The sequence below is a fragment of the Superficieibacter sp. 1612_C1 genome (assembly GCF_015234305.1).
Lineage (GTDB): Bacteria > Pseudomonadota > Gammaproteobacteria > Enterobacterales > Enterobacteriaceae > Superficieibacter.
Map to the genome: position 1 here is coordinate 156,160 of NZ_JADGMI010000002.1, position 23,158 is coordinate 179,317.

General features: G+C 54.7%; 22 protein-coding genes and 1 pseudogene. 15 read left to right on the forward strand and 8 right to left on the reverse strand.

Annotated features, from left to right (window positions below; genetic code table 11):
• Positions 1-88: 88 nt before the first annotated feature.
• Positions 89-517 (forward strand): annotated as a pseudogene (locus tag INT84_RS06990) (GNAT family acetyltransferase); the annotation flags it as partial.
• Between the two features lie 74 nt (positions 518-591).
• On the opposite strand, the gene INT84_RS06995 reads toward INT84_RS06990, so the two are convergent.
• Positions 592-1,587, reverse strand: coding sequence for a S9 family peptidase (locus INT84_RS06995; protein ID WP_194206229.1), 996 nt, complete (start codon positions 1,585-1,587; stop codon positions 592-594).
• A 147-nt stretch (positions 1,588-1,734) separates the two neighbouring features.
• Here INT84_RS06995 and INT84_RS07000 point away from each other — a divergent pair, with 147 nt between their 5' ends.
• The 10 genes from INT84_RS07000 to cysM all read left to right on the forward strand — a co-directional run bounded on the left by INT84_RS07000 (position 1,735) and on the right by cysM (position 12,204).
• Entirely contained in the window at positions 1,735-2,172 is a 438-nt protein-coding gene (locus tag INT84_RS07000) for a DUF2919 domain-containing protein (RefSeq protein WP_194206230.1), read from the forward strand.
• A 62-nt stretch (positions 2,173-2,234) separates the two neighbouring features.
• Positions 2,235-2,810 (forward strand): RpoE-regulated lipoprotein, encoded by a 576-nt coding sequence (locus INT84_RS07005; protein WP_176917074.1) that lies wholly within the window; start codon positions 2,235-2,237, stop codon positions 2,808-2,810.
• Positions 2,811-2,898: 88 nt separating this feature from the next.
• Complete coding sequence (locus INT84_RS07010) at positions 2,899-3,798, forward strand: Dyp-type peroxidase (protein ID WP_194206231.1); 900 nt, start codon at positions 2,899-2,901, stop codon at positions 3,796-3,798.
• Positions 3,799-4,479: 681 nt separating this feature from the next.
• A complete protein-coding gene (gene murP / locus INT84_RS07015; RefSeq protein ID WP_194206232.1) occupies positions 4,480-5,901 on the forward strand; it encodes a PTS N-acetylmuramic acid transporter subunit IIBC in 1,422 nt (473 codons plus the stop codon).
• A gap of 10 nt (positions 5,902-5,911) precedes the next feature.
• The gene (gene pbp4b, locus INT84_RS07020; protein WP_194206233.1) at positions 5,912-7,213 is read left to right on the forward strand and encodes a penicillin binding protein PBP4B; all 1,302 of its coding nucleotides are present in this window, start codon (positions 5,912-5,914) and stop codon (positions 7,211-7,213) included.
• A gap of 151 nt (positions 7,214-7,364) precedes the next feature.
• The gene (locus INT84_RS07025; protein WP_194206234.1) at positions 7,365-8,381 is read left to right on the forward strand and encodes a sulfate ABC transporter substrate-binding protein; all 1,017 of its coding nucleotides are present in this window, start codon (positions 7,365-7,367) and stop codon (positions 8,379-8,381) included.
• Positions 8,381-9,214 (forward strand): sulfate/thiosulfate ABC transporter permease CysT, encoded by an 834-nt coding sequence (cysT, locus tag INT84_RS07030; RefSeq protein WP_194206819.1) that lies wholly within the window; start codon positions 8,381-8,383, stop codon positions 9,212-9,214. Before INT84_RS07025 ends, cysT begins: the two co-directional genes overlap by 1 nt.
• On the forward strand, positions 9,214-10,089 hold the full coding sequence (gene cysW, locus INT84_RS07035; RefSeq protein ID WP_176918578.1) for a sulfate/thiosulfate ABC transporter permease CysW: 876 nt from the start codon (positions 9,214-9,216) through the stop codon (positions 10,087-10,089). The genes cysT and cysW overlap by 1 nt, the downstream gene beginning before the upstream one ends.
• Entirely contained in the window at positions 10,079-11,173 is a 1,095-nt protein-coding gene (cysA, locus tag INT84_RS07040; protein ID WP_176918577.1) for a sulfate/thiosulfate ABC transporter ATP-binding protein CysA, read from the forward strand. Before cysW ends, cysA begins: the two co-directional genes overlap by 11 nt.
• Positions 11,174-11,292: 119 nt before the next feature.
• On the forward strand, positions 11,293-12,204 hold the full coding sequence (gene cysM, locus INT84_RS07045; protein WP_194206235.1) for a cysteine synthase CysM: 912 nt from the start codon (positions 11,293-11,295) through the stop codon (positions 12,202-12,204).
• A 32-nt stretch (positions 12,205-12,236) separates the two neighbouring features.
• Here cysM and INT84_RS07050 read toward each other — a convergent pair whose 3' ends face one another.
• Complete coding sequence (locus tag INT84_RS07050; RefSeq protein ID WP_194206236.1) at positions 12,237-12,596, reverse strand: YfeK family protein; 360 nt, start codon at positions 12,594-12,596, stop codon at positions 12,237-12,239.
• A 257-nt stretch (positions 12,597-12,853) separates the two neighbouring features.
• On the opposite strand from INT84_RS07050, the gene pdxK reads away from it, so the two are divergent.
• Positions 12,854-13,720, forward strand: a complete 867-nt coding sequence (pdxK, locus tag INT84_RS07055; RefSeq protein ID WP_194206237.1) for a pyridoxine/pyridoxal/pyridoxamine kinase — start codon at positions 12,854-12,856, stop codon at positions 13,718-13,720.
• A gap of 42 nt (positions 13,721-13,762) precedes the next feature.
• Here the strand turns inward: pdxK and crr are convergent, their stop codons facing one another.
• The 5 genes from crr to cysZ form a co-directional block, all read right to left on the reverse strand.
• Positions 13,763-14,272 (reverse strand): PTS glucose transporter subunit IIA, encoded by a 510-nt coding sequence (crr, locus tag INT84_RS07060; RefSeq protein ID WP_049841435.1) that lies wholly within the window; start codon positions 14,270-14,272, stop codon positions 13,763-13,765.
• A gap of 40 nt (positions 14,273-14,312) precedes the next feature.
• Positions 14,313-16,040, reverse strand: coding sequence for a phosphoenolpyruvate-protein phosphotransferase PtsI (gene ptsI, locus INT84_RS07065; RefSeq protein ID WP_194206238.1), 1,728 nt, complete (start codon positions 16,038-16,040; stop codon positions 14,313-14,315).
• Between the two features lie 44 nt (positions 16,041-16,084).
• The gene (gene ptsH, locus INT84_RS07070; protein WP_002913505.1) at positions 16,085-16,342 is read right to left on the reverse strand and encodes a phosphocarrier protein Hpr; all 258 of its coding nucleotides are present in this window, start codon (positions 16,340-16,342) and stop codon (positions 16,085-16,087) included.
• Positions 16,343-16,726: 384 nt separating this feature from the next.
• A complete protein-coding gene (cysK, locus tag INT84_RS07075) occupies positions 16,727-17,698 on the reverse strand; it encodes a cysteine synthase A (protein WP_176920260.1) in 972 nt (323 codons plus the stop codon).
• 152 nt (positions 17,699-17,850) lie between these two features.
• Complete coding sequence (cysZ, locus tag INT84_RS07080) at positions 17,851-18,612, reverse strand: sulfate transporter CysZ (protein ID WP_194206239.1); 762 nt, start codon at positions 18,610-18,612, stop codon at positions 17,851-17,853.
• Positions 18,613-18,842: 230 nt separating this feature from the next.
• Here cysZ and zipA point away from each other — a divergent pair, with 230 nt between their 5' ends.
• The 3 genes from zipA to INT84_RS07095 all read left to right on the forward strand — a co-directional run bounded on the left by zipA (position 18,843) and on the right by INT84_RS07095 (position 22,153).
• Complete coding sequence (gene zipA / locus INT84_RS07085) at positions 18,843-19,847, forward strand: cell division protein ZipA (RefSeq protein ID WP_194206240.1); 1,005 nt, start codon at positions 18,843-18,845, stop codon at positions 19,845-19,847.
• 68 nt (positions 19,848-19,915) lie between these two features.
• On the forward strand, positions 19,916-21,934 hold the full coding sequence (gene ligA, locus INT84_RS07090) for an NAD-dependent DNA ligase LigA (RefSeq protein WP_194206241.1): 2,019 nt from the start codon (positions 19,916-19,918) through the stop codon (positions 21,932-21,934).
• The gene (locus tag INT84_RS07095; protein ID WP_194206242.1) at positions 21,935-22,153 is read left to right on the forward strand and encodes a DUF3820 family protein; all 219 of its coding nucleotides are present in this window, start codon (positions 21,935-21,937) and stop codon (positions 22,151-22,153) included.
• Here INT84_RS07095 and INT84_RS07100 read toward each other — a convergent pair.
• Positions 22,150-23,148, reverse strand: coding sequence for a bile acid:sodium symporter family protein (locus INT84_RS07100; RefSeq protein ID WP_194206243.1), 999 nt, complete (start codon positions 23,146-23,148; stop codon positions 22,150-22,152). The genes INT84_RS07095 and INT84_RS07100 overlap by 4 nt on opposite strands.
• Positions 23,149-23,158: the final 10 nt, after the last annotated feature.

Genomic DNA, 23,158 nt, shown 5'->3' on the forward strand with positions numbered 1-23,158 from the left:
CCATTTTTTTACTCTGGTTTCGCAAGATATTGGCTAATCGACACGTTCGCGCCATAATCAGTTTTTTTAACCTGAAAAGGCACCCAATACCATGGAGATACGCGTATTTCGCCAGCAAGATTTCGAAGAGGTCATCACTCTGTGGGAGCGCTGCGATCTGCTGCGTCCATGGAACGATCCGGAAATGGACATCGAACGTAAAGTAAATCATGACGTCAGTTTGTTCCTGGTGGCTGAAGTGAACGGCGAAGTGGTTGGCACGGTGATGGGCGGCTATGACGGACATCGCGGTTCAGCGTATTACCTCGGCGTACATCCGGAATATCGCGGGCGCGGCATTGCCAATGCATTATTAAACCGGCTGGAGAAAAAACTCATCGCCCGCGGCTGCCCGAAAGTGCAGATTATGGTGCGGGAAGACAATGATGTGGTGCTGGGCATGTATGAACGGCTGGGGTATGAAACCGCCGACGTACTGATTCTGGGTAAGCGATTGATTGAAGATGAAGAGTACTAAGCCTTTACTGTTTCCTTTTTAAAATTGAATGACGCGTTCCCCCTGGCGCGTCGAACGACAGGGGGCAAAGGCTATTATTCGATCTCGCTGGAGATGCGCGCCAGATCGTCCTTACTGAATGATATATTGCACTCCGTGCCGGTATCCTGGAGGATTTTCTGTGCAATCATTTCGGTCACCGGGGCGATAATGGTGAAATGATCGCCGTTCGGTATTTTATTAATGGTGAGCGGGATTTTCTCTTTTTTAACGAAAGCGGCAATATTGTCGAAAGCCTTCCAGTAATATTCTCCACCTTCAAAGTACCACGTTGGTTTTTTTATGGATTTGATAAATGTTGCGGGTGAACGTAAACGATACTCGTCGTCGGTTTTCTCAAAGGGGACCGGGACCATCATCTCTCCGCCTTCGATACGCGCTTTCAAATCCGGCACCGCGCCGAGGCTGAAATACGCACGGAATTTATCGCTATATTCGCTGGCGAGTAAGACGCGCGTACCGCCCGTGCTGTGTCCGGCCAGATAAATACGGTCAGGATCGACCCACGGCTGCTTCGCCAGCCAGTCGTAAGCGGCGTCGATATCGTCCAGCTCGCCATAAAACATTTCATAGCTGCCAGGGTTATTGTCTTCGCCACGGAAGCTCGGCAGCATTTCCACCAGCCCGGCTTTGCGGAACGCGCTGCCGCTCTGGTCATTGTCGCGGGGCTGTGGCTGCCAGTGAAACTCACCGTCGCTTAATCCGCCGTAGCCGCCCGTGATCCAGATCACCGCCGGGTGGCGCTTGCCATCGTGGGGATCGGGCGTAACGTAGGCGGCCATCTTTCCGAGCTTCGTCGGGTAGCTCGTCAGGGTATAGACGTCTTTGGGCGGTGTGACCAGATTGCCCGAGTCGGTGAAACTTTTCTGGATGATGTGGGTACTAAAGCCTTTACGTGCTTCGCGCAGCGATTGATTGCTGACGGTTACCTGATGACCGGTATCCGGTATCGTAATCACCTCTTTGGCATCATCACAGGCGGTGACGGAAAATAACACGCCTGCAAGCAGACCATAATGAAAAAAAGACATACAGACTCCTTGTCAATGAAATGCTCGTTATTATGAGCGGTCATTACAGAAAAGACAGGCTGGAACCGGACCCGATCCGGACTTTCCCGACGGGCAGGAAATCAGAAGGAGGATGTGTATAATGCCGTTTTATTTTCAGGCGGGCGTATGTATTTTCCTTCTGATTACGATCGTAACGGGCTGTTAAAACTGCCCTTTCTCTTCTGGTGCGTGCTGGTGCTTCAGGCCCGCACCTGGGTGTTGTTTATTATGGCGGGCGCGTCGCGCGGGCAGGGCGACACGTTGTTGAACCTGTTCTACCCCGATCACGATAACTTCTGGTGGGGCTTGCTGCCGGGTGTGCCCGCCGTGGTAGCCTTCTTATTTACCGGCCGACGCCAGGCGTTTCCCCGCCTATGGACTGCGTTACGCTGGGTATTAATCCTCGCTCAGATGACGCTTCTGCTTTGGCAGCCCTTGCTGTGGTATTTCGGCGAGACGGTCAGCGGGACCGGGCTGGCGCTGGTGGTGCTGGATGTTTATGCCCTGTGGTGGCTGCTGACAAGTCGACGGTTACGTGCTTGTTTTACTCGCCAGGAAGATTAAACGGCACTTTTTGCCGTCGCTGTACTCCAACAGGCGTTGAATTTAAAAGAGAGGATGTGTGAATGAAATCGCTTCGCTTATTGATGTGCGTTATGCCTTTGGCACTGGCAGGGTGTTCAACAATCTCCTCGGTTAACTGGTCGGCGGCAAATCCGTGGAACTGGTTTGGCTCCTCCGGCGAAGTAACAGAGCAGGGCGTCGCCGGGATCACCAGCGCGACGCCGCTGAAAGAAGAAGATATCAGCGAGGCGTTGGGCAGCAGTTACCACCTTCGTAGCGGCATGAAAACCGATAACGGCAATATCGTGCGCTTTTTTGAAGCGATGAAAGATAATAAAGTTGCGCTGGTGATTAACGGCGATAGCGGCACGGTCAGCCAAATTGATATTCAGGACCCGGATATTAAAACGGCCGATGGTGGGGAAATCGGCAGTGTCTTCAGCGACTTGTATAAAAAAGCCTACGGCAGCTGTCAGAAAGCCTCGGGCGATCACGCTGGCGACGTTGAGTGTAAGGCAGAAGGTAGCCAGCATATCAGCTACCTGTTTACTGGCGAATGGAGCGGTCCGGCAGATCTAATGCCGTCCGACGATACGCTGAAAAGCTGGAAAGTAAGCAAAATTATCTGGCGTCGTTAATTTGCGCCTGAACAAATTGCCCTCCTGAAAACGCGGTACAATAGCTGCATTAACGCCACCGTTGCGTGGCTTTTTCTCAGGAGAAGCAATGTCCCAGGTTCAGAGTGGCATTTTGCCAGAACATTGTCGCGCGGCGATTTGGATCGAAGCCAATGTTAAAGGGGAGATCGACTCCCTGCGCGCGGGCAGTAAAATTTTTGCCGATAAGCTGGCAACCTTTCAGGCGCAGTTCCCTGACGCGCAGGTTGGTGCGGTAGTGGCTTTCGGTCATAAAACGTGGCGTGAACTGAGCGGCGGCGAAGGGGCTGAAGAGCTGAAGGACTTTATTCCTTACGGCAAAGGTCTGGCTCCGGCAACCCAGTATGACGTGCTGATCCATATTCTCTCCCTGCGTCACGACGTCAATTTCTCTGTTGCCCAGGCGGCGCTGGAAGCGTTCGGCGACGCGCTGGACGTGCAGGAAGAGATCCACGGCTTCCGCTGGGTGGAAGATCGCGATTTGAGTGGTTTTGTCGACGGTACCGAAAACCCGGCGGGTGAAGAAACGCGTCGTGACGTGGCGGTGATCAAAGACGGTGTGGATGCGGGCGGCAGCTATGTGTTCGTTCAGCGCTGGGAACATAATCTCAAACAGCTTAATCGGATGAGCGTTCACGATCAGGAAATGATGATTGGGCGTACCAAAAGCGCTAATGAGGAAATTGACGGCGACGAACGTCCTGTGACCTCTCACCTCAGCCGCGTGGATCTGAAAGAGGATGGCAAAGGGCTAAAAATTGTCCGTCAGAGCCTGCCGTACGGCACGGCCAGCGGCACTCACGGTCTCTATTTCTGCGCCTACTGCGCGCGTCTGCACAATATTGAACAACAGTTGCTGAGCATGTTTGGCGATACCGACGGCAAGCGTGACGCCATGCTGCGCTTTACCAGACCGGTAACGGGTGGTTATTACTTTGCGCCGTCTCTTAACAGGCTGCTGGCGCTGTAACCAACACGGGGCGGACGTTTTTGTGATAGCCCCGCATTATTTCCCAAAATGGCTCTGGCCATGTGCCACGTTGCCCGGCGGCGCATTCGCTTGCACGGGCCTACGGGGGTAATACCGCGAGCGCGTGGGCCGGGTAAATCACGCAACCCTGTAGGCCGGATAAGGCGCAGCCGCCATCCGGCATTATCGCGCACAATGTCTCAGCCTGTGTGCCACATTGCCCGGCGGCGCATTCGCTTGCACGGGCCTACGGGGGTAATACCACGAGCGCGTGGGCCGGGTAAATCACGTCGCCCTGTAGGCCGGATAAGGCGCAGCCGCCATCCGGCATTATCGCGCACAATGTCTCAGCCTGTGTGCCACATTGCCCGGCGGCGCATTCGCTTGCACGGGCCTATGGGGGTAATACCGCGAGCGCGTGGGCCGGGTAAATCACGCAACCCTGTAGGCCGGATAAGGCGCAGCCGCCATCCGGCATCACCACGCATAATGCCTCAGCCTGTGTGCCCCACTGCCCCCAAACCGTAACGTTCCTCCTTGTCATTGTTTTAAAATGCGTTATCCCTCTTTCCCACCCATACTGTGACCTTTCTGGAAAATCCTTCGTCCAACGCTGTGCGCCACGCTCCCTGAGCGCATAATGTTTCTATTCAATCTTCTGTGGAACAGATGAGGATAAACATGGCTAAAACAATCGGTAAGGATTTACTGGAGCATATTATCGCCCTTGTCGGCGGGGAAAAAAATATTACCTCATGCGGTAACTGTATGACCCGCCTGCGGCTGCGCGTCGCAGACACTGCGCTGGTCGATAACAACATCAGTGAAAAACTCGCCGGACAGGTGAGTGGGGTAGTGATCAATGGCAATGAAGTTCAGGTGGTCTTTGGCGTCGGCAAAGCCCAGCGCGCGGCAGAAGCAATGAATGCGCTTCTCGGTAATCAGGATCTCAAATCCATTGCCGCAGAAAATAAAAGCCAGTTGAAAAGTAAACAGCAATCCTCTGTTCAACAGTTTCTGGCGAATTTCGCCACCATCTTTACCCCGCTTATTCCCGGCTTTATTGCGGCAGGATTGATGCTGGGGATCGCGACCTTAATCGGCACGCTAATGCATATTGCGCCAGACGCAAAAGGGACGCTACCGGATGCGCTGAATTTTCTGAAGGTTTTCAGCAAGGGCCTGTTTACTTTCCTGGTGCTGCTGGTCGGCTATAACGCGCAGAAGGCCTTTGGCGGCACCGGCGTTAACGGCGCGATCATCGCCTCGCTCTTTATCCTCGGTTATAACCCCGAGGCAACGGTTGGCTACTACTCCGGGTTGCAGGATTTCTTCGGCATGGCTATCGATCCGCGCGGCAATATCATCGGCGTGCTGCTGGCGGCGTGGGCCGGGGCGAAAATCGAGCGCGTGATCCGGCGCTACGTGCCTGACGAACTGGATATGATCCTGACCTCAATGCTGACGTTAATCATCACCGCAGCGCTGACCTTTATCATTATCATGCCTGTCGGGGTCTGGCTGTTCCAGGGCATGTCCTGGCTATTTATGCATCTTAACAGCAACCCGCTGGGGTGCGCGGTGCTGGCCGGGGTATTCCTGATTGCGGTGGTCTTCGGCGTTCATCAGGGCTTTATTCCTGTCTATCTGGCGCTAATGGATTCGCAAGGGTTCAACTCCCTGTTCCCCATCCTCTCTATGGCAGGCGCAGGGCAGGTGGGCGCGGCGCTGGCGCTGTACTGGCGCTCTGATAACACCTCGCTGCTTCGCTCGCAAATTCGTGGCGCGATCATCCCCGGCCTGCTTGGCGTCGGCGAACCGCTGATTTACGGCGTTACGCTGCCGCGCATGAAGCCCTTCATTACCGCCTGTCTGGGCGGCGCGGTCGGCGGCTTGTTTATCGGGACGATTGCCTGGCTGGGGCTGCCGGTCGGTCTGAACAGCGCCTTTGGCCCTTCCGGTCTGGTGGCCTTGCCGCTGATGACCTCCCATGACGGGATCCTGCCCGCGATTGCGGTATACGGCGGCGGGATCCTGATAGCTTACGTCGCGGGGTTTATTATCACCGCGCTGTTTGGCTGTAAAAATGTCGATCTAAGTTAAAGGAATAGCCATGAAATCAACTATTTTACTGGCGGCGTTGCTCGCCATCTGGGCTCCCGCTCAGGCGGCGGATTATCCGCCGTTAACCCATGCCAGCCCGGAGTCAGCAGGTTTTGATAGCCAGAAACTGCATCAACTGGATGTCTGGATCCAGCAGCAGATTGACGCGGGCTATCCGGGGATGAACCTGCTTATTCTGAAGGATAATCACATTGTTTATCAGAAAGCCTGGGGCTACGCGAAAAAATACGACGGCTCGGCGTTAATGGCCGCGCCCGTCAAGGCAACGCCGGAGACCCTGTACGATCTCGCCTCTAATACGAAAATGTATGCCACCAACTTCGCGCTGCAAAAGCTGGTGTACGAAGGGAAAATCAGCGTCGATGATCTCGTCTCTAAATACCTTCCCGGTTTTGCCGACCGGCCCACGGATAAGATCAAAGGCAAGGACCGGCTGCGTATCGTCGATATTTTACATCACACCGCCGGTTTCCCCGCCGATCCGCAATACCCGAATAAAAAGGTCGCGGGCGCGTTATATTCGCAGGATAAAGCCACCACGCTTGAGATGATTAAACGCACGCCGCTGGATTATTCTCCCGGCACCCGACATGTTTATAGCGATGTCGATTACATGATCCTCGGCTTTATCATCGAATCGGTCACCGGCATGCCGCTGGATAAATACGTCGAGGAGAGGATTTATCGCCCGCTGGGCCTGACGCATACGGTCTTTAATCCGCTGCAAAAAGGCTTTCAGCGCCAGCAAATTGCCGCGACGGAACTGCACGGCAATACCCGCGACGGCGTTATCGACTTTCCTCATATTCGTACCTCCACCCTGGAGGGCGAAGTGCACGATGAAAAAGCCTGGTACGCGATGGGCGGCGTCTCCGGCCACGCCGGGCTGTTCTCCAACACCGGTGATATGGCCGTCCTGATGCAGCTGATGCTCAACGGCGGCAGCTATAAAAATGTCACCTTGTTCGATCGGAAAACCGTCGAGGCGTTTACCCATAGTTCAAAAGACGATCCCACGTTTGGCCTGGGCTGGCGCGTCAATGCTAACGCCTCCATGACTGCGACCTTCGGTGTGCTGGCTACCCCGCAGACCTACGGTCATACCGGCTGGACGGGTACGCTGACGGCTATCGATCCGGTTAACCATATGGCCATCGTGATCCTCGGCAACAAACCCCACTCGCCGGTAGCGGACCCGCAGGCGAATCCCAACGTCTTTGTCAGCGGCCAGCTTCCGGCGGCCACCTACGGCTGGATTGTCGACGGCGTCTACGGCGCGCTGAAGCACTAGTCAAATGGGGCAGCGCGTCATGCTGCCCCGCTATTTCTTATTCCCTTTTCGACTGGCAAATCACCAAACGGTATATAAAACCGTTACTCCTTTGGTGTCCGTTATAAATATTATGGCTATTAGAAAGTCATCAAATTTATAAGGGTGCGCAATGGCCGCTAAATCACTGAAAACAAGGTATCTGGTCCTGGCGGCGTCACTGCTGCTGGCCGCGCAGGCGCAGGCGACCGAACTGCTTAACAGCTCTTACGATGTCTCCCGCGAGCTGTTTGCCGCCCTCAATCCTCCTTTTGAACAGCAGTGGGCGAAAGACAACGGCGGCGATAAGCTGACCATTAAACAATCGCATGCCGGGTCATCAAAACAGGCGCTGGCGATCCTTCAGGGGCTGAAGGCCGACGTGGTGACCTACAATCAGGTCACCGACGTGCAGATCCTGCATGACAAAGGCAAGCTGATCCCGGCGGACTGGCAGAGCCGCCTGCCGAATAACAGCTCGCCGTTCTACTCGACGATGGCCTTCCTGGTGCGCAAGGGCAACCCGAAAAATATTCACGACTGGAATGACTTAGTGCGTTCTGACGTAAAACTGATTTTCCCGAACCCGAAAACCTCCGGCAACGCGCGCTATACGTACCTGGCGGCGTGGGGCGCGGCGGATAAAGCCGACGGTGGCGATAAAGCGAAAACCGGGCAGTTTATGACCCAGTTTCTGAAGAACGTCGAAGTATTTGATACCGGCGGCCGCGGGGCTACCACCACCTTTGTGGAGCGCGGGTTGGGCGACGTGCTAATCACCTTTGAGTCGGAAGTGAATAACATCCGCAAACAGTACGAAGCGCAGGGCTTCGAGGTTGTGGTGCCGAAAGTCAACATTCTGGCGGAGTTCCCGGTGGCGTGGGTGGATAAAAACGTCAAAGCCAACGGCACCGAGAAAGCCGCGAAGGCGTACCTTAACTGGCTCTATAGTCCACAGGCACAGACCATCATCACCGACTACTACTATCGCGTAAACGACGCGCAGGTGATGGATAAACTGAAAGACAAATTCCCGCAGACCGAGCTGTTCCGCGTGGAAGAGCGTTTCGGCTCCTGGCCTGAGGTGATGAAAACGCACTTCGCCAGCGGTGGCGAATTAGATAAGCTGCTGGCGGCGGGGCGTAAGTGATGTTTGCTGTCTCTTCCCGGCGCGTGCTGCCGGGCTTCACCTTAAGTCTTGGCACCAGCCTGCTGTTCGTCTGCCTGATCATGCTGCTGCCGTTAAGCGCGCTGGTCATGCAGCTTTCCCAGATGAGCTGGGCGCAATACTGGGAGGTGATCACCAATCCGCAGGTGGTCGCCGCCTATAAAGTGACGCTGCTGTCGGCGTTTGTGGCCTCGGTATTCAACGGCGTGTTCGGCCTGCTGATGGCGTGGATCTTAACCCGCTATCGTTTCCCCGGACGCACGCTGCTGGACGCGCTTATCGATCTGCCGTTTGCGCTGCCAACGGCGGTGGCGGGTCTGACGCTGGCGTCGCTGTTCTCGGTAAACGGCTTTTACGGCGAGTGGCTGGCGAAGTTTGATATCAAAGTAACCTATACCTGGCTGGGGATTGCCGTAGCGATGGCCTTTACCAGCATCCCGTTTGTGGTGCGTACCGTTCAGCCGGTGCTGGAAGAACTCGGGCCGGAGTACGAAGAGGCGGCGGAAACGCTTGGCGCGACCCGGCTGCAAAGCTTTCGTAAAGTGGTATTGCCCGAGCTTTCTCCGGCGTTGCTGGCGGGCGTGGCGCTCTCATTTACCCGTAGCCTCGGCGAATTCGGCGCGGTGATTTTCATCGCCGGTAATATCGCCTGGAAAACGGAAGTGACCTCGCTGATGATTTTTGTGCGCTTGCAGGAGTTTGATTATCCGGCGGCCAGCGCCATCGCCTCGGTGATCCTCGCGGTCTCACTGCTGCTGCTCTTCTCAATCAATACGCTGCAAAGTCGCTTTGGTCGGCGCGTGGTAGGTCATTAATGGCGGAATTGACTCAATTGAAACGTTATGACGCTCCCCGCGTGAACTGGGGGAAATGGTTCCTGATCGGCGCGGGCGTACTGCTGTCGGCGTTCATTCTGGTCGTGCCGATGATTTATATCTTCGTGCAGGCCTTCAGCAAAGGACTGGTGCCGGTACTGCAAAACTTAAGCGATCCGGACATGCTGCACGCCATCTGGCTGACGGTGCTGATTGCTCTTATTACCGTACCGGTCAACCTGCTGTTCGGCACGCTGCTGGCCTGGCTGGTGACGCGCTTTAACTTTCCTGGCCGCCAGCTATTGCTGACGTTGCTGGATATTCCCTTTGCCGTGTCGCCGGTGGTGGCGGGGCTGATTTATCTGCTGTTTTACGGTTCAAACGGCCCGCTCGGCGGCTGGCTGGATGAGCATAACCTACAGGTGATGTTTGCCTGGCCGGGCATGGTGCTGGTGACTATCTTTGTGACCTGTCCATTTGTGGTGCGCGAGCTGGTGCCGGTGATGCTCAGCCAGGGCAGCCATGAAGATGAGGCGGCGATTTTACTCGGCGCATCCGGCTGGAAGATGTTCCGCCGCGTCACGCTGCCAAATATTCGTTGGGCGTTATTGTACGGCGTGGTGCTGACCAACGCCCGCGCCATTGGCGAGTTCGGCGCGGTGTCGGTGGTATCCGGCTCTATTCGCGGTGAAACCCTGTCGCTGCCGCTGCAAATTGAACTGCTGGAGCAGGACTATAACACCGTCGGCTCGTTTACCGCCGCCGCCCTGCTGGCGTTGATGGCGATTTTGACCCTGTTTTTAAAGAGTGCGTTGCAGTGGCGGTTGAGCAATCAGGAGCGCCGCCTGCAACAGGAGGGAAATCATGAGCATTGAGATTGCCAGAATTAAGAAGTCTTTTGGTCGCACCCAGGTGCTGAATGATATCTCGCTGGATATCCCCTCCGGACAAATGGTGGCGCTGCTCGGGCCGTCTGGTTCCGGTAAAACGACGCTGCTGCGCATTATTGCCGGGCTTGAGCATCAAACCAGCGGCAATATTCGCTTTCACGGCACCGACGTCAGCCGCCTGCACGCGCGCGATCGCAAAGTGGGTTTTGTCTTTCAGCACTACGCGCTGTTTCGCCATATGACGGTGTTCGACAATATTGCGTTCGGCCTGACCGTCCTGCCGCGTCGCGAACGACCGAACGCCGCGACCATCAAAGCCAAAGTAACCCGTCTGCTGGAGATGGTTCAGCTTGCGCATCTTGCTGAACGTTACCCGGCGCAGCTGTCCGGCGGGCAGAAGCAGCGGGTGGCGCTGGCACGTGCGCTGGCCGTGGAGCCGCAAATCTTGCTGCTGGATGAACCGTTCGGCGCGCTGGACGCGCAGGTGCGTAAAGAGCTGCGACGCTGGCTGCGTCAGCTGCATGAAGAGCTGAAGTTTACCAGCGTGTTTGTGACCCACGATCAGGAAGAGGCGATGGAAGTCGCCGACCGCGTGGTGGTCATGAGTCAGGGAAATATCGAGCAGGTGGACGTCCCGGATCAGGTCTGGCGTGAACCCGCCACCCGCTTCGTGCTGGAGTTTATGGGCGAGGTCAACCGGCTAAAAGGTACGATCCGCGGCGGACAGTTCCACGTCGGCGCGCACCGCTGGCCGCTGGGCTATACGCCTGCCTTTCAGGGGCCGGTAGAACTGTTCCTGCGCCCGTGGGAAGTGGATATTAGCCGTCGCACCAGTCTGGATGCGCCGCTGCCGGTTCAGGTACTGGAAGCCAGTCCAAAAGGCCACTACACCCAATTAGTCGTGCAGCCGCTGGGGTGGTATAACGAACCGCTGACGGTAGTCATGCAGGATGAAAACGCGCCGGTTCGCGGAGAAAGATTGTTTGTCGGCCTACAGAATGCCCGGTTGTATAACGGCAATGAACGTATAGAATCCCGGCAGAAGCTTGCGCTGGCGGAATCCGCCTGATAGGTTAATTTGCAGGTTTATCGCCCGGTGGCGCTTCGCTTACCGGGCCTACAGCATATGTCATAATTTTGTAGGCCGGGTGAGCGTAGCGCCACCCGGCTTTTTCCTGGGCAGAAAACGTGAATACATTAGAACACACTATCGGCAATACGCCGCTGGTCAAATTACAACGTCTGGGGCCGGACAACGGCAGTGAAATTTGGGTCAAGCTGGAAGGCAATAACCCGGCGGGATCGGTGAAAGACCGGGCGGCGCTGTCGATGATTGTCGAGGCGGAAAAGCGCGGCGATATCAGGCCGGGCGACGTGCTTATCGAAGCCACCAGCGGCAATACCGGCATCGCGCTGGCGATGATCGCCGCGCTGAAAAGCTACCGTATGAAGCTGCTGATGCCGGATAACATGAGCCAGGAGCGCCGCGCCGCGATGCGTGCCTACGGCGCGGAGCTGGTGCTGGTCAGTAAAGAGCAGGGCATGGAGGGCGCGCGGGATTTAGCGCTGGCAATGTCTGAAAATGGCGAAGGCAAATTGTTGGATCAGTTCAACAACCCGGACAATCCCTACGCGCATTACACCACCACCGGCCCGGAAATCTGGCGGCAGACGTCAGGCCGCCTCACCCATTTTGTCTCCAGCATGGGCACCACTGGCACCATTACCGGCGTGTCGCGTTTTCTGCGTGAGCAGGCAAAACCGGTGACCATTGTTGGCCTGCAACCGGAAGAGGGGAGTAGCATTCCGGGCATTCGCCGCTGGCCTGCGGAGTATATGCCGGGGATTTATAACGCTTCGCTGGTAGACGAGGTGCTGGATATTCATCAGCAGGACGCTGAAAACACCATGCGCGAACTGGCGGTGCGCGAAGGTATTTTCTGCGGCGTCAGTTCCGGCGGCGCGGTAGCGGGCGCGCTGCGCGTGGCGCGCTCCACGCCCGGCGCGGTGGTGGTGGCGATTATCTGCGATCGCGGCGACCGCTATCTCTCCACCGGCGTATTTGGCGAAGAGCACTTCAGCCAGGGGGCGGGGATTTAATCGGTCCGCGACGTGGTCACCTGGCGCTACGGTTACAAGGTCTTATCGGTTTCTGCAATCAGCGCATGCAAATACGGCTGCGCGTTTTCATCGCTTTTACCGGGGATTTTCACAATGTAAGGCTTCCCGGTAATCGATGATGATGAGGCAACCTTATCGATAAATTGTTCGGCGGTATCAATGCGATTACGGGTGTTGCCCAGTTTTACGCGCAGATGGGAAACCGCTTCCTCGCAGTTATGCGCATCGCCGTTACGAACAAAGGTCAGATCCTGCTTTTGCGCCAGCGCATTGAGCATGGCATTGATACGCGCTTCTTCGTGGGCATTAAGTTTGGCAAACGCAGGAAGCGCCATCAGCAGGGCAACAACGGCACAAATCGTTTTCTTCATTGAATAATCCTTTTCACTTAATCAGTTACCGTTTGTCAGACCGCTGGCGACGTTAGAAGTTGCACGTCTGGCGTCCGGTGGCGGACAAGACATTTGCTAACTTTTTCATAAACGCGCAAAATTCTTACCCGTCAGGGGCGGGCTAGCGCTCTCCTCTGATATCAGAAGACGGTGAAGCCGAAAACCGTCATTCATACAACGATGAAAATAATCTAGTAGCGAGGCGTTAACCCGCGAGCCAGCGACAGGAGAAGTGTGTGGGCCAGGATAGTGATATACAGTCAGTGCTTTTTGACGACAAACATCGGGCGTTGCAGACCGATATTGTCGCCGTTCAGTCACAGGTAGTGTACGGCAGCGTTGGTAATAGCATCGCTGTACCTGCTATCAAAGCGAACGGTTTACGGGTGACGGCGGTGCCAACGGTGCTGTTCAGCAACACGCCGCATTACGAAACGTATTATGGGGGGATTATTCCCGCCGACTGGTTCCGTGGTTATCTACAGGCGTTGAGCGAGCGCGATGCGCTACGCGAGCTGAAAGCCGTAACGACTGGTTATATGGGCAGCGCGGAGCAAATTGCGCTACTGGCGGAGTGGTTGAAAACGGTGCGGCTAAGCCATCCGGAGGTCGCGATTCTGGTCGACCCGGTGATCGGCGATACCGATAGCGGAATGTACGTAAAAGCGGAAATTCCAGAAGCTTATCGCCACCACCTGCTGCCGCTGGCAGAAGGGCTGACGCCAAATGTGTTTGAACTGGAAATGCTGAGTGGAAAACCGTGCGGCACGCTGCAAGAGGCGGTAGCTGCGGCGACATCGCTGCTTTCGGACACGCTGAAGTGGATTGTGATCACCAGTGCGCCAGGTGAAACCGGCGATACCATCAATGTGGCGGTAGTGACGGCGGAGGGTGTTGATGTGATTGAGCATCCTCGGGTGAAAACCGATCTTAAAGGGACGGGCGATCTGTTCTGTGCCGAACTGATTAGCGGTATCGTTAAGGGTGTTCCGCTGACCCTTGCGACGCAGCATGCCGCAGAGCGAGTGCTGGAGGTCATGACCTGGACACAGCAATGCGGTTGTGACGAATTAATTCTCCCTCCGACAGAGCGCAAAGCATAAAAAAATGGCACCCGAGGGTGCCATTTTTCACTGCGGCAAGAATCACTTCTTGATGCGGATAACCGGAGTTTCACCAACGGTCACGCTGCCGGACAGTTTGATCAGCTCTTTGATTTCGTCCATGTTGGAGATAACAACCGGCGTCAGGGTAGACTTGGCTTTCTCTTCCAGCAGTGCCAGATCGAATTCAATAACCGGATCGCCAACTTTAACGCGCTGACCTTCTTCCGCGATACGCTTAAAGCCTTCGCCTTTCAGTTCAACGGTGTCGATACCGAAGTGTACGAACAGCTCAATGCCGCTGTCAGATTCGATAGAGAACGCATGGTTGGTTTCAAAGATTTTGCCGATGGTACCATCAACCGGTGCAACCATTTTGTTACCGGTTGGTTTGATAGCAATGCCATCACCAACGATTTTTTCAGCAAAAACAACGTCCGGCACGTCTTCGATATTCACGATTTCGCCAGACAGCGGAGCAATAATCTCAATAGTTCCGGTGTCTTTCTTATCATCAGAAACCAGAGATTTCAATTTATCAAACAAACCCATGATCTTCTCCTAAGCAGTAAATTGGGCCGCATCTCGTGGATTAGCAGATTGTTTTTTCTTCAATGAACTTGTTAACCAGCGTCATTAACTCGTCCGTTGTCGGTTGAGCAAGAGCCTGCTCTGCTAATACCTTCGCATCTTCGAAATTCGTGTTACGAATAATTTTCTTAATGCGCGGGATAGAAATGGAGCTCATTGAGAACTCATCCAGACCCATCCCTAACAACAGAAGTGTAGCACGTTCGTCGCCTGCAAGCTCACCACACATGCCTGTCCATTTACCTTCTGCATGAGAAGCGTCAATAACCTGCTTAATAAGCGTCAGTACGGACGGTGACATTGGCTGGTAGAGATGTGAAATCATATCATTACCACGGTCAACCGCCAGGGTGTACTGGGTTAAATCATTGGTACCAATACTGAAGAAATCGACTTCTTTTGCCAGATGACGTGCGATAGTTGCCGCAGCCGGTGTTTCCACCATTACGCCAATCTCGATTGACTCGTCAAAGGCTTTACCTTCGTCACGCAGTTCCTGTTTGTAGATTTCGATCTCTTTGCGCAGCGCGCGGACTTCTTCTACAGAGATGATCATCGGGAACATAATGCGCAGTTTACCGAAAGCAGAAGCGCGCAGGATCGCACGCACCTGATCGCGCAGGATCTCTTTGCGATCCATTGCGATACGTACGGCACGCCAGCCGAGGAACGGGTTTTCTTCTTTCGGGAAGTTCATGTATGGCAGCTCTTTATCGCCGCCGATATCCATGGTACGCACGATTACCGCCTGAGAACCACAGGCTTCAGCAACCGCTTTATAGGCAGAGAACTGTTCTTCTTCGGTCGGCAGGGCATCGCGATCCATAAACAGGAACTCGGTACGATACAGGCCCACGCCTTCAGCGCCATTACGCTCAGCACCGTCTACATCACGCACGGTACCGATGTTGGCACACACTTCAACCTGATGACCGTCAAGGGTGATAGCCGGCAGATCTTTCAGTTTAGCCAGTTCAGCTTTTTCGCTGGCAACCTGCTCCTGAACGGCACGCAGTTGCTCAATTTCTTCATTAGTTGGGTTGACGTAAACTTTATTGTTTACGGCATCCAGAATCAGATAATCGCCGTTTTTCACCTGAGCCGTTACGCTACCGGTGCCCACGATGGCCGGCAGTTCAAGGGAACGCGCCATGATAGACGTGTGGGAAGTACGGCCACCAACATCAGTAATAAAGCCCAGCACCTTTTGCAGGTTCAGCTGTGCAGTTTCTGACGGGGTGAGGTCGGCAGCAACAAGAATGACTTCGTCCTGAATAGAACCCAGGTCGATAATTGGCATGCCCAGAATGTTGCGCATTAAACGCTTACCGATATCACGTACGTCAGCCGCACGTTCTTTCAGGTATTCATCATCCAGCTCTTCTAAAGCAGTTGCCTGCCCTTCGATAACTTCATGCGCTGCGGCGTCCGCAGTCATGTATTTATCTTTAATCAGGGCTATGATTTCCTGCTCCAGCTCCTCATCTTCGAGCAGCATGATATGCCCTTCAAAGATGGCTTCTTTTTCTTCGCCGAAAGTTTCGCCAGCTTTGGTTTTAATGGCTTCCAGCTGGGCAGACGCTTTGGCGCGACCGCTCAGAAAACGTTCAACTTCCTGATCGACTTTGTCGGCAGAAACCTTTTTCCGGTCGATGACAATCTCATCTTCTTTGAGCAACAGCGCGTTGCCAAAAGCGATACCCGGGGATGCTAAAATGCCTGAAATCATAACCCTACCTTACTTGTGACTGATATTGAAAAGAACCCGTGAACTTACTCGAGTTCAGCCATCAGTTTAACCAGATGCTCAACTGCTTTTTGCTCGTCTTCACCTTCAGCGGACAGGGTGACTACGGTACCCTGAGTCAGACCCAGAGTTTGCAGTTTGAACAGGCTTTTTGCGCTGGCGCTTTTGCCGTTAGATGTCACAGTAATTTCGGAAGTAAAACCTTTCGCTTCTTTCACAAACTGAGCAGCAGGGCGGGTGTGAAGACCGTTCGGAGCGGTAATAGTAACTTCTTGCTGGAACATTATATTTCCCCAACTTATAGGTTTAGTGTTGTGGATCTAAAGTTTAGCCTGTCGGTCAAACTTTAGCCTGGATCAATAAGCGCCTGCGTTAACGGTTACGACACAGTTACCTGTAAACGTAATCCGGGACAGGAACTACTGGCCGTAGACGTTTAGCGCGTCATTAAACATTATGCCGCGAAAGCAAGATTTGAACCAAATCATAAAATCGATTCAGCCTGCGGAAAAGCCACTTTTGAATAATTTCGCGGATCAAAATAATTCTGCTGGTTAAATACCAGACCTGGCGGGGTGAAGCAATGCCCGTGGGGGCAAAAATTTGAAGTACGCCACAAAAAAAGCACCCGGGAGGGTGCTTTTTTACGCATTCTTTACAACCTGGCACTACTGTTGCAACTCTTTCTCTGTGAACAGATCGGCAAACAGTGCGGTGCTCAGGTAACGCTCACCCGAAGAGGGTAGGATAACCACAATATTCTTATTGGTAAAGGTTTCATCTTCCTGCAATTTCAGGGCTGCCGCCACGGCTGCACCAGAAGAGATGCCGGCGAGAATGCCTTCTTCTTCCATCAGCTTACGTGCCGTAGAAATCGCCTCTTCATTGGTAATGGCGACCACTTTATCGACCAGTTTAAGATCCAGGTTGCCCGGGATGAAACCTGCACCGATACCCTGAATTTTATGCGGGCCCGGTTTCAGTTCTTCTCCAGCCAGCGCCTGCGCGATGACCGGTGAATCGGTTGGCTCAACCGCCACGGTGATCAGATCGCTTTTACCTTTGGTATTTTTAATGTAACGGCTTACGCCCGTCAGCGTACCGCCGGTACCGACGCCAGAGATGAAAACATCAACCTGACCGTCGGTATCTTCCCAGATTTCCGGGCCGGTGGTTTTTTCGTGAATTTCCGGGTTAGCCGGGTTGCTGAACTGCTGAAGCAGCAGATATTTAGACGGATCGCTGGCGACAATTTCTTCCGCTTTCTGGATGGCACCTTTCATGCCTTTTGCGCCTTCGGTCAGTACCAGATTCGCGCCCAGCGCTTTAAGCAGCTTGCGGCGCTCAACGCTCATGGTTTCCGGCATGGTCAGCGTGAGTTTATAGCCACGCGCGGCAGCGACATAGGCCAGCGCGATCCCGGTATTACCGCTGGTCGGCTCGACCAGTTCGATACCCGCTTTTAATACGCCACGTTTTTCGGCATCCCAAATCATATTGGCACCGATGCGGCATTTTACGCTGAAGCTCGGGTTACGTGATTCTACCTTCGCCAGAATGCGTCCGTTACCGATACGGTTCAGTCGAACCAGTGGCGTATGACCGATAGTCAGCGAGTTATCTTCAAAAATCTTACTCATGGCCTGTCCTTAACTGTTTGAAATTTGGGATGACGGCACCAGCATACCTGCTCAGACAATATGCGGAAGTAAGGATTTCGCATATCTATATGCTACCGGGAAATAATGGTGTCCAGTATGGAATAAGACGCGGAATTATCCAGCCGCTGTGCTTATCGCCATAAAGCATGATCCTGACGGTACTGGTCTACCCACATCGACGTTGCCCCGCATATCGCCACGGGCATGATAATCAGATTGACGAACGGGATCATAGTGAAGAGGTTAACCACCATTCCGAACTGCATATTGGTCATCCTGCGTTTTTGCAGCGCCTCGCGCATGGTGCGAAACGGTACTTTATGGTTATCGAAAGGATAATCACAGTACTGAATTGCCATCATCCAGGCGCTGAACAAGAACCAGAGCACGGGGGCTACGGTCTGCCCGATGCCAGGAATAAAATAGAGAATCAGTAAGATTACGGCTCGGGGCAGATACCAGGCCAGTTTCTGCCACTCACGTTTCATGACCCGTGGCAGATCTTTCATAATCCCGAGGATGCCGCTATCAGGTGGCGTTGCCCCGGTTAAGCGAGCCTCAAGCTGTTCTGCCAGCAGGCCGTTAAACGGCGCGGCAATCCAGTTAGCAATCGTTGAGAAAAGATAACCGAAGACCAACAGGATGGAGATCACCGCCAGCGGCCATAAAATATAGCTGAGCCACTGTAGCCAGCCGGGCACATAGCTCAGCAGGGCAGGGATCCAGCGATCGAGGCGGGTAAATAACCACCAGAACGCCCCGCCCATCAGCAGAACGTTAATGAGTAGCGGCATAAAAACGAAACGCCGGATACCTGGAAGCGCGATCAATTTCCATCCCTGAGAAAAGTAAAAAATGCCGCTTCGTGAGGAGGTTGAAGAGGAGGACGTCATGTTCGGGCAAAGCTCCTTTTACTGCTGCCAGATGAGTAACGCGCCTATATTATCCGGTTGAGTGACAATGACCAGATGAGAAATGTTCGAAAAAACAGCAAAAGGCACGATTTAGTTCATCTTTATGCGGTGAAATCCGCGAGCGCACTTGCACTCAACGTAATCGGCAAATACTCTTAAGGTGTAAATGTTTGCCGTGGTGGCAAGGTGTTAGAACAACAGAGAATATAATGATGCAGGATTTGCGTCTGATATTAATCATTGTTGGCGCGATCGCCATAATCGCTTTACTGGTTCACGGTTTCTGGACCAGCCGTAAAGAGCGCTCTTCTATGTTTCGCGATCGCCCACTTAAGCGCATGAAGTCGCAGCGTGATGATGACGAGTCTGATAACCGCGATTTCGACGATGACGTTGAAAGCGTAGGAGAAGTGCGCGTCCACCGGGTTAACGCCGCGCCTGGGGAACATGACGTGCCTCAACAGCCGCAGCACCGTTATCAGCCGCCTTATGAGTCGGCGCAGCCACGTCAGGTCCCGCCTGCTGTACCGCAGGAAGCGCCGGTGCGTCAGCCGCCCGTTCAGCAACAGCCGCCGATGCAGTCGCAGCAGCCTGTTCAGCAGCCGCAACCCGTTCAGCATGCGCAGCCCGTACAGCCTCAACAACCGGTGCAGCAGCAGCCCGTGCGCCAGGCACCGCAGCCGCCAGCACCGCAACACGCGCCGCAGCCGGTACATGAACCGCAGTCTGCACCTGAACCGCAGCACCAGCCACAACCGGCTGAAGCGGCTCCCGCACCTGAAAAGCCGAAGCGTGCCGAAACCGTTATTGTGATGAACGTCTCTGCACATCAGGGCGCGCAGATCAGCGGTGAGCTGTTGATCAACAGCATCCAACAGGCGGGCTTCAAGTTTGGCGAAATGAATATCTTCCATCGTCATCTGAGTACTGATGGCGGTGGTCCGGTGCTCTTCAGCCTGGCAAACATGGTTAAACCAGGGTTCTTCGAGTCTGAATCAATGACGGACTTTGTTACCCCAGGCGTCACCATGTTTATGCAGGTACCTTCTTACGGCGACGAATTGCAGAACTTCAAACTGATGCTGCAATCCGCACAATATATTGCCGATGAGGTAGGGGGCGTCGTACTCGACGATCAGCGTCGGATGATGACCCCGCAAAAACTGCGTGAGTATCAGGATCGTATTCGCGAGGTGAAAGAAGCCAACGCATAACGGCTGGCTGCTTCACTCTTCCTTCTGAACCCCCGCATGTCGGGGGTTTTTTATATTGATGGTGTGATATGGACTCTATTGAACAACAACTGACTGAGCTGCGAACCACGCTTCGCCATCATGAATATCTTTATCACGTGATGGATACGCCGGAGGTGCCCGATGCCGAATACGACAGGCTGATGCGCGAACTGCGGGCGCTTGAGGAACAGCATCCGGATCTGATCACCCCGGACTCGCCTACTCAGCGTGTCGGTGCCGCGCCGCTGACCTCGTTTAGTCAGGTTCGCCACGAAGTACCGATGCTCTCACTGGACAACGTTTTTGATGACGAGAGCTTTCTGGCGTTTAACAAGCGCGTGCAGGACCGACTCAAGAACACCGATGCCCTGACATACTGCTGTGAGCTGAAACTTGATGGTCTGGCGGTCAGCATTCTTTATGAGAATGGCGTGCTGGTGCGGGCGGCAACGCGTGGTGACGGGACCACCGGTGAAGATATCACCACCAACGTGCGGACGATCCGCGCGATCCCGCTGAAGCTGCACGGCGAGGGCATTCCGGCGCGTCTGGAAGTGCGTGGGGAAGTCTTTCTGCCGCAAAGCGGGTTTGAGAAAATCAACGAAGAGGCGCGTAAAAAGGGCGGTAAAGTTTTCGCTAACCCGCGCAACGCGGCGGCAGGATCGCTGCGTCAGCTCGATCCGCGCATTACAGCAAAACGGCCGCTGACCTTCTTCTGCTACGGGATCGGTATTCTGGAAGGTGGCGAGCTGCCCGCCAGTCATATGGGGCGCTTGCAGCAGTTCAAAGCCTGGGGACTGCCGGTAAGCGATCGCGTGCGTCTGTGTGATTCTCCGGAAGCGGTGCTGGCCTTCTATCATCAGGTGGGTGAAGATCGTCCAACGCTGGGTTTTGACATTGACGGCGTAGTAATCAAGGTGGATTCTCTGGCGCTTCAGGAACAGCTTGGTTACGTCTCCCGCGCGCCGCGCTGGGCAGTGGCGTTTAAATTCCCCGCTCAGGAGCAGATGACCACGGTGCGCGACGTTGAGTTTCAGGTAGGACGTACCGGAGCCATCACGCCGGTCGCCCGTCTGGAGCCGGTGCAGGTGGCTGGCGTATTGGTCAGCAACGCGACCTTACACAATGCTGATGAAATTGAGCGCCTTGGGCTGCGCATTGGCGACAGAGTGGTTATCCGCCGCGCCGGAGACGTGATCCCGCAGGTCGTTAACGTGGTCATCTCCGAGCGCCCTGATGAAACGCGTCCCATTGTGTTCCCGGCCCACTGCCCGGTATGCGGCTCTGACGTTGAACGCGTTGAGGGCGAAGCGGTTACCCGCTGTACCGGCGGCCTGATCTGCGGTGCCCAGCGTAAAGAGGCGCTCAAGCATTTCGTCTCGCGTCGGGCTATGGACGTGGACGGCATGGGCGACAAAATTATCGATCAGCTGGTGGAGAAAGAGTATGTTCATACTCCGGCTGATCTGTTCCGTCTGACGGCAGGAAAACTGACCGGGCTGGATCGAATGGGGCCTAAATCCGCGCAGAACGTGGTTAACGCGCTGGACGCCGCTAAAGAAACCACCTTCGCCCGATTCCTGTATGCGCTGGGCATTCGTGAAGTGGGTGAATCTACGGCAGCGGGGCTGGCAAGCTACTTTGGTAGCCTGGAGGCGTTAGCGGCGGCCACGGTGGACGATCTGCAAAAAGTGCCGGATGTCGGCGTGGTTGTCGCAAAACACGTCTTCAACTTCTTTGAGGAAGACAGCAACCGTGACGTCATCCGCCAGCTGGTTGAGGACGTGGGTATCCACTGGCCCGCGCCGGTGATTGTTAAAGCTGAAGAGATCGACAGCCCATTTGCCGGAAAAACGGTGGTGCTGACCGGTAGCCTGACCCTGATGTCGCGCGATGATGCCAAAGATCGTCTGACGGCGCTGGGGGCAAAAGTGTCCGGTAGCGTGTCGAAAAAAACCGATCTGGTGATTGCCGGAGAAGCCGCAGGCTCCAAACTGGCAAAAGCTCAGGAGCTGGGGATTGAGGTTATCGATGAAGCGGAAATGATCCGCCTGCTGGGGGATTAAGTGGAGAAAGAGCAGCTTATCGAGATTGCCAATACGGTGATGCCGTTTGGTAAATATCAGGGGCGCAGGCTGATCGACCTGCCGGAGGAGTATCTGCTGTGGTTCGCCCGCAAAGATGCGTTCCCTGCCGGGCGGTTGGGCGAACTGATGGCGATAACGCTGCTAATCAAAACCGAGGGGCTGACACAGCTGGTGCAGCCCCTGAAACGTCCGCTTTAAACTTTTGCGGCGTGGGTTTGCGCCTGCGCCTGCAACTTCTCAGTCTGGCGTTTATAGCGACGCGCCAGCACCGCACATACCATCAGCTGAATTTGATGGAAAATCATCAGCGGTAAAACCATCATCCCAATCACCGACACCGGAAAAAGAATATTGGCCATCGGAATGCCGTTCGCCAGGCTTTTCTTCGACCCGCAGAACACAATCGTGATTTCATCCGCTTTATTAAAGCCGCCTTTACGGGCAACAAAAACGTTCACCGCAATGACGATCGCCAGCAGTACCAGACTCACGATAACGATAAAGAGGAGTGAACCCGGCCCGACTTTATGCCAGATGCCGTTAACCACCGCCTCGCTGAAGGCAGAGTAAACGACCAGCAGGATCGAGGTCTGATCGGTTTTGCCGATCCACTTTTTATGCCGCGCCACCCAGTCGCCAATCAGCGGCCGAGAAAGGTGTCCGAGGACAAACGGCAGCAGCAGTTGCAGCATAATTTTGCCGACCTGCTGTAAACTTCCCTCCGCACCGTGCATATTCATCACCAGCCCCACCAGCAGCGGTGAAAGGAAGATCCCCAGCAGGCTGGAGGCCGAAGCAGAGCAGACGGCCGCCGCAACGTTACCGCCCGCCAGAGACGTAAAGGCAATCGCCGACTGCACCGTGGCAGGCAGAATGCACAGATAGAGGAAGCCGGTATAGATCTGCGGATCGACATTCACCGGTGCCCACCAGGCAAACAGTATCCCCAGAACCGGAAACAGGATGAACGTGCTGCACATGACCCACAAATGCAGCCGCCAGTGGCTGCCGCCCGCGATAATGGCCTCACGCGATAGCTTGGCACCGTGCATAAAAAACAGCAGCGCGATGGCCGCCGTGGTCAGCCACTCGAAATACTGCACAAAATTGCCGCGCGCAGGGAAGAAGGAGGCCAGCAACACCACACAGACCAGGGTAAGCGTAAAGGGATCGAGGATACGAAAAAGTTTCATAGAGGCTCCT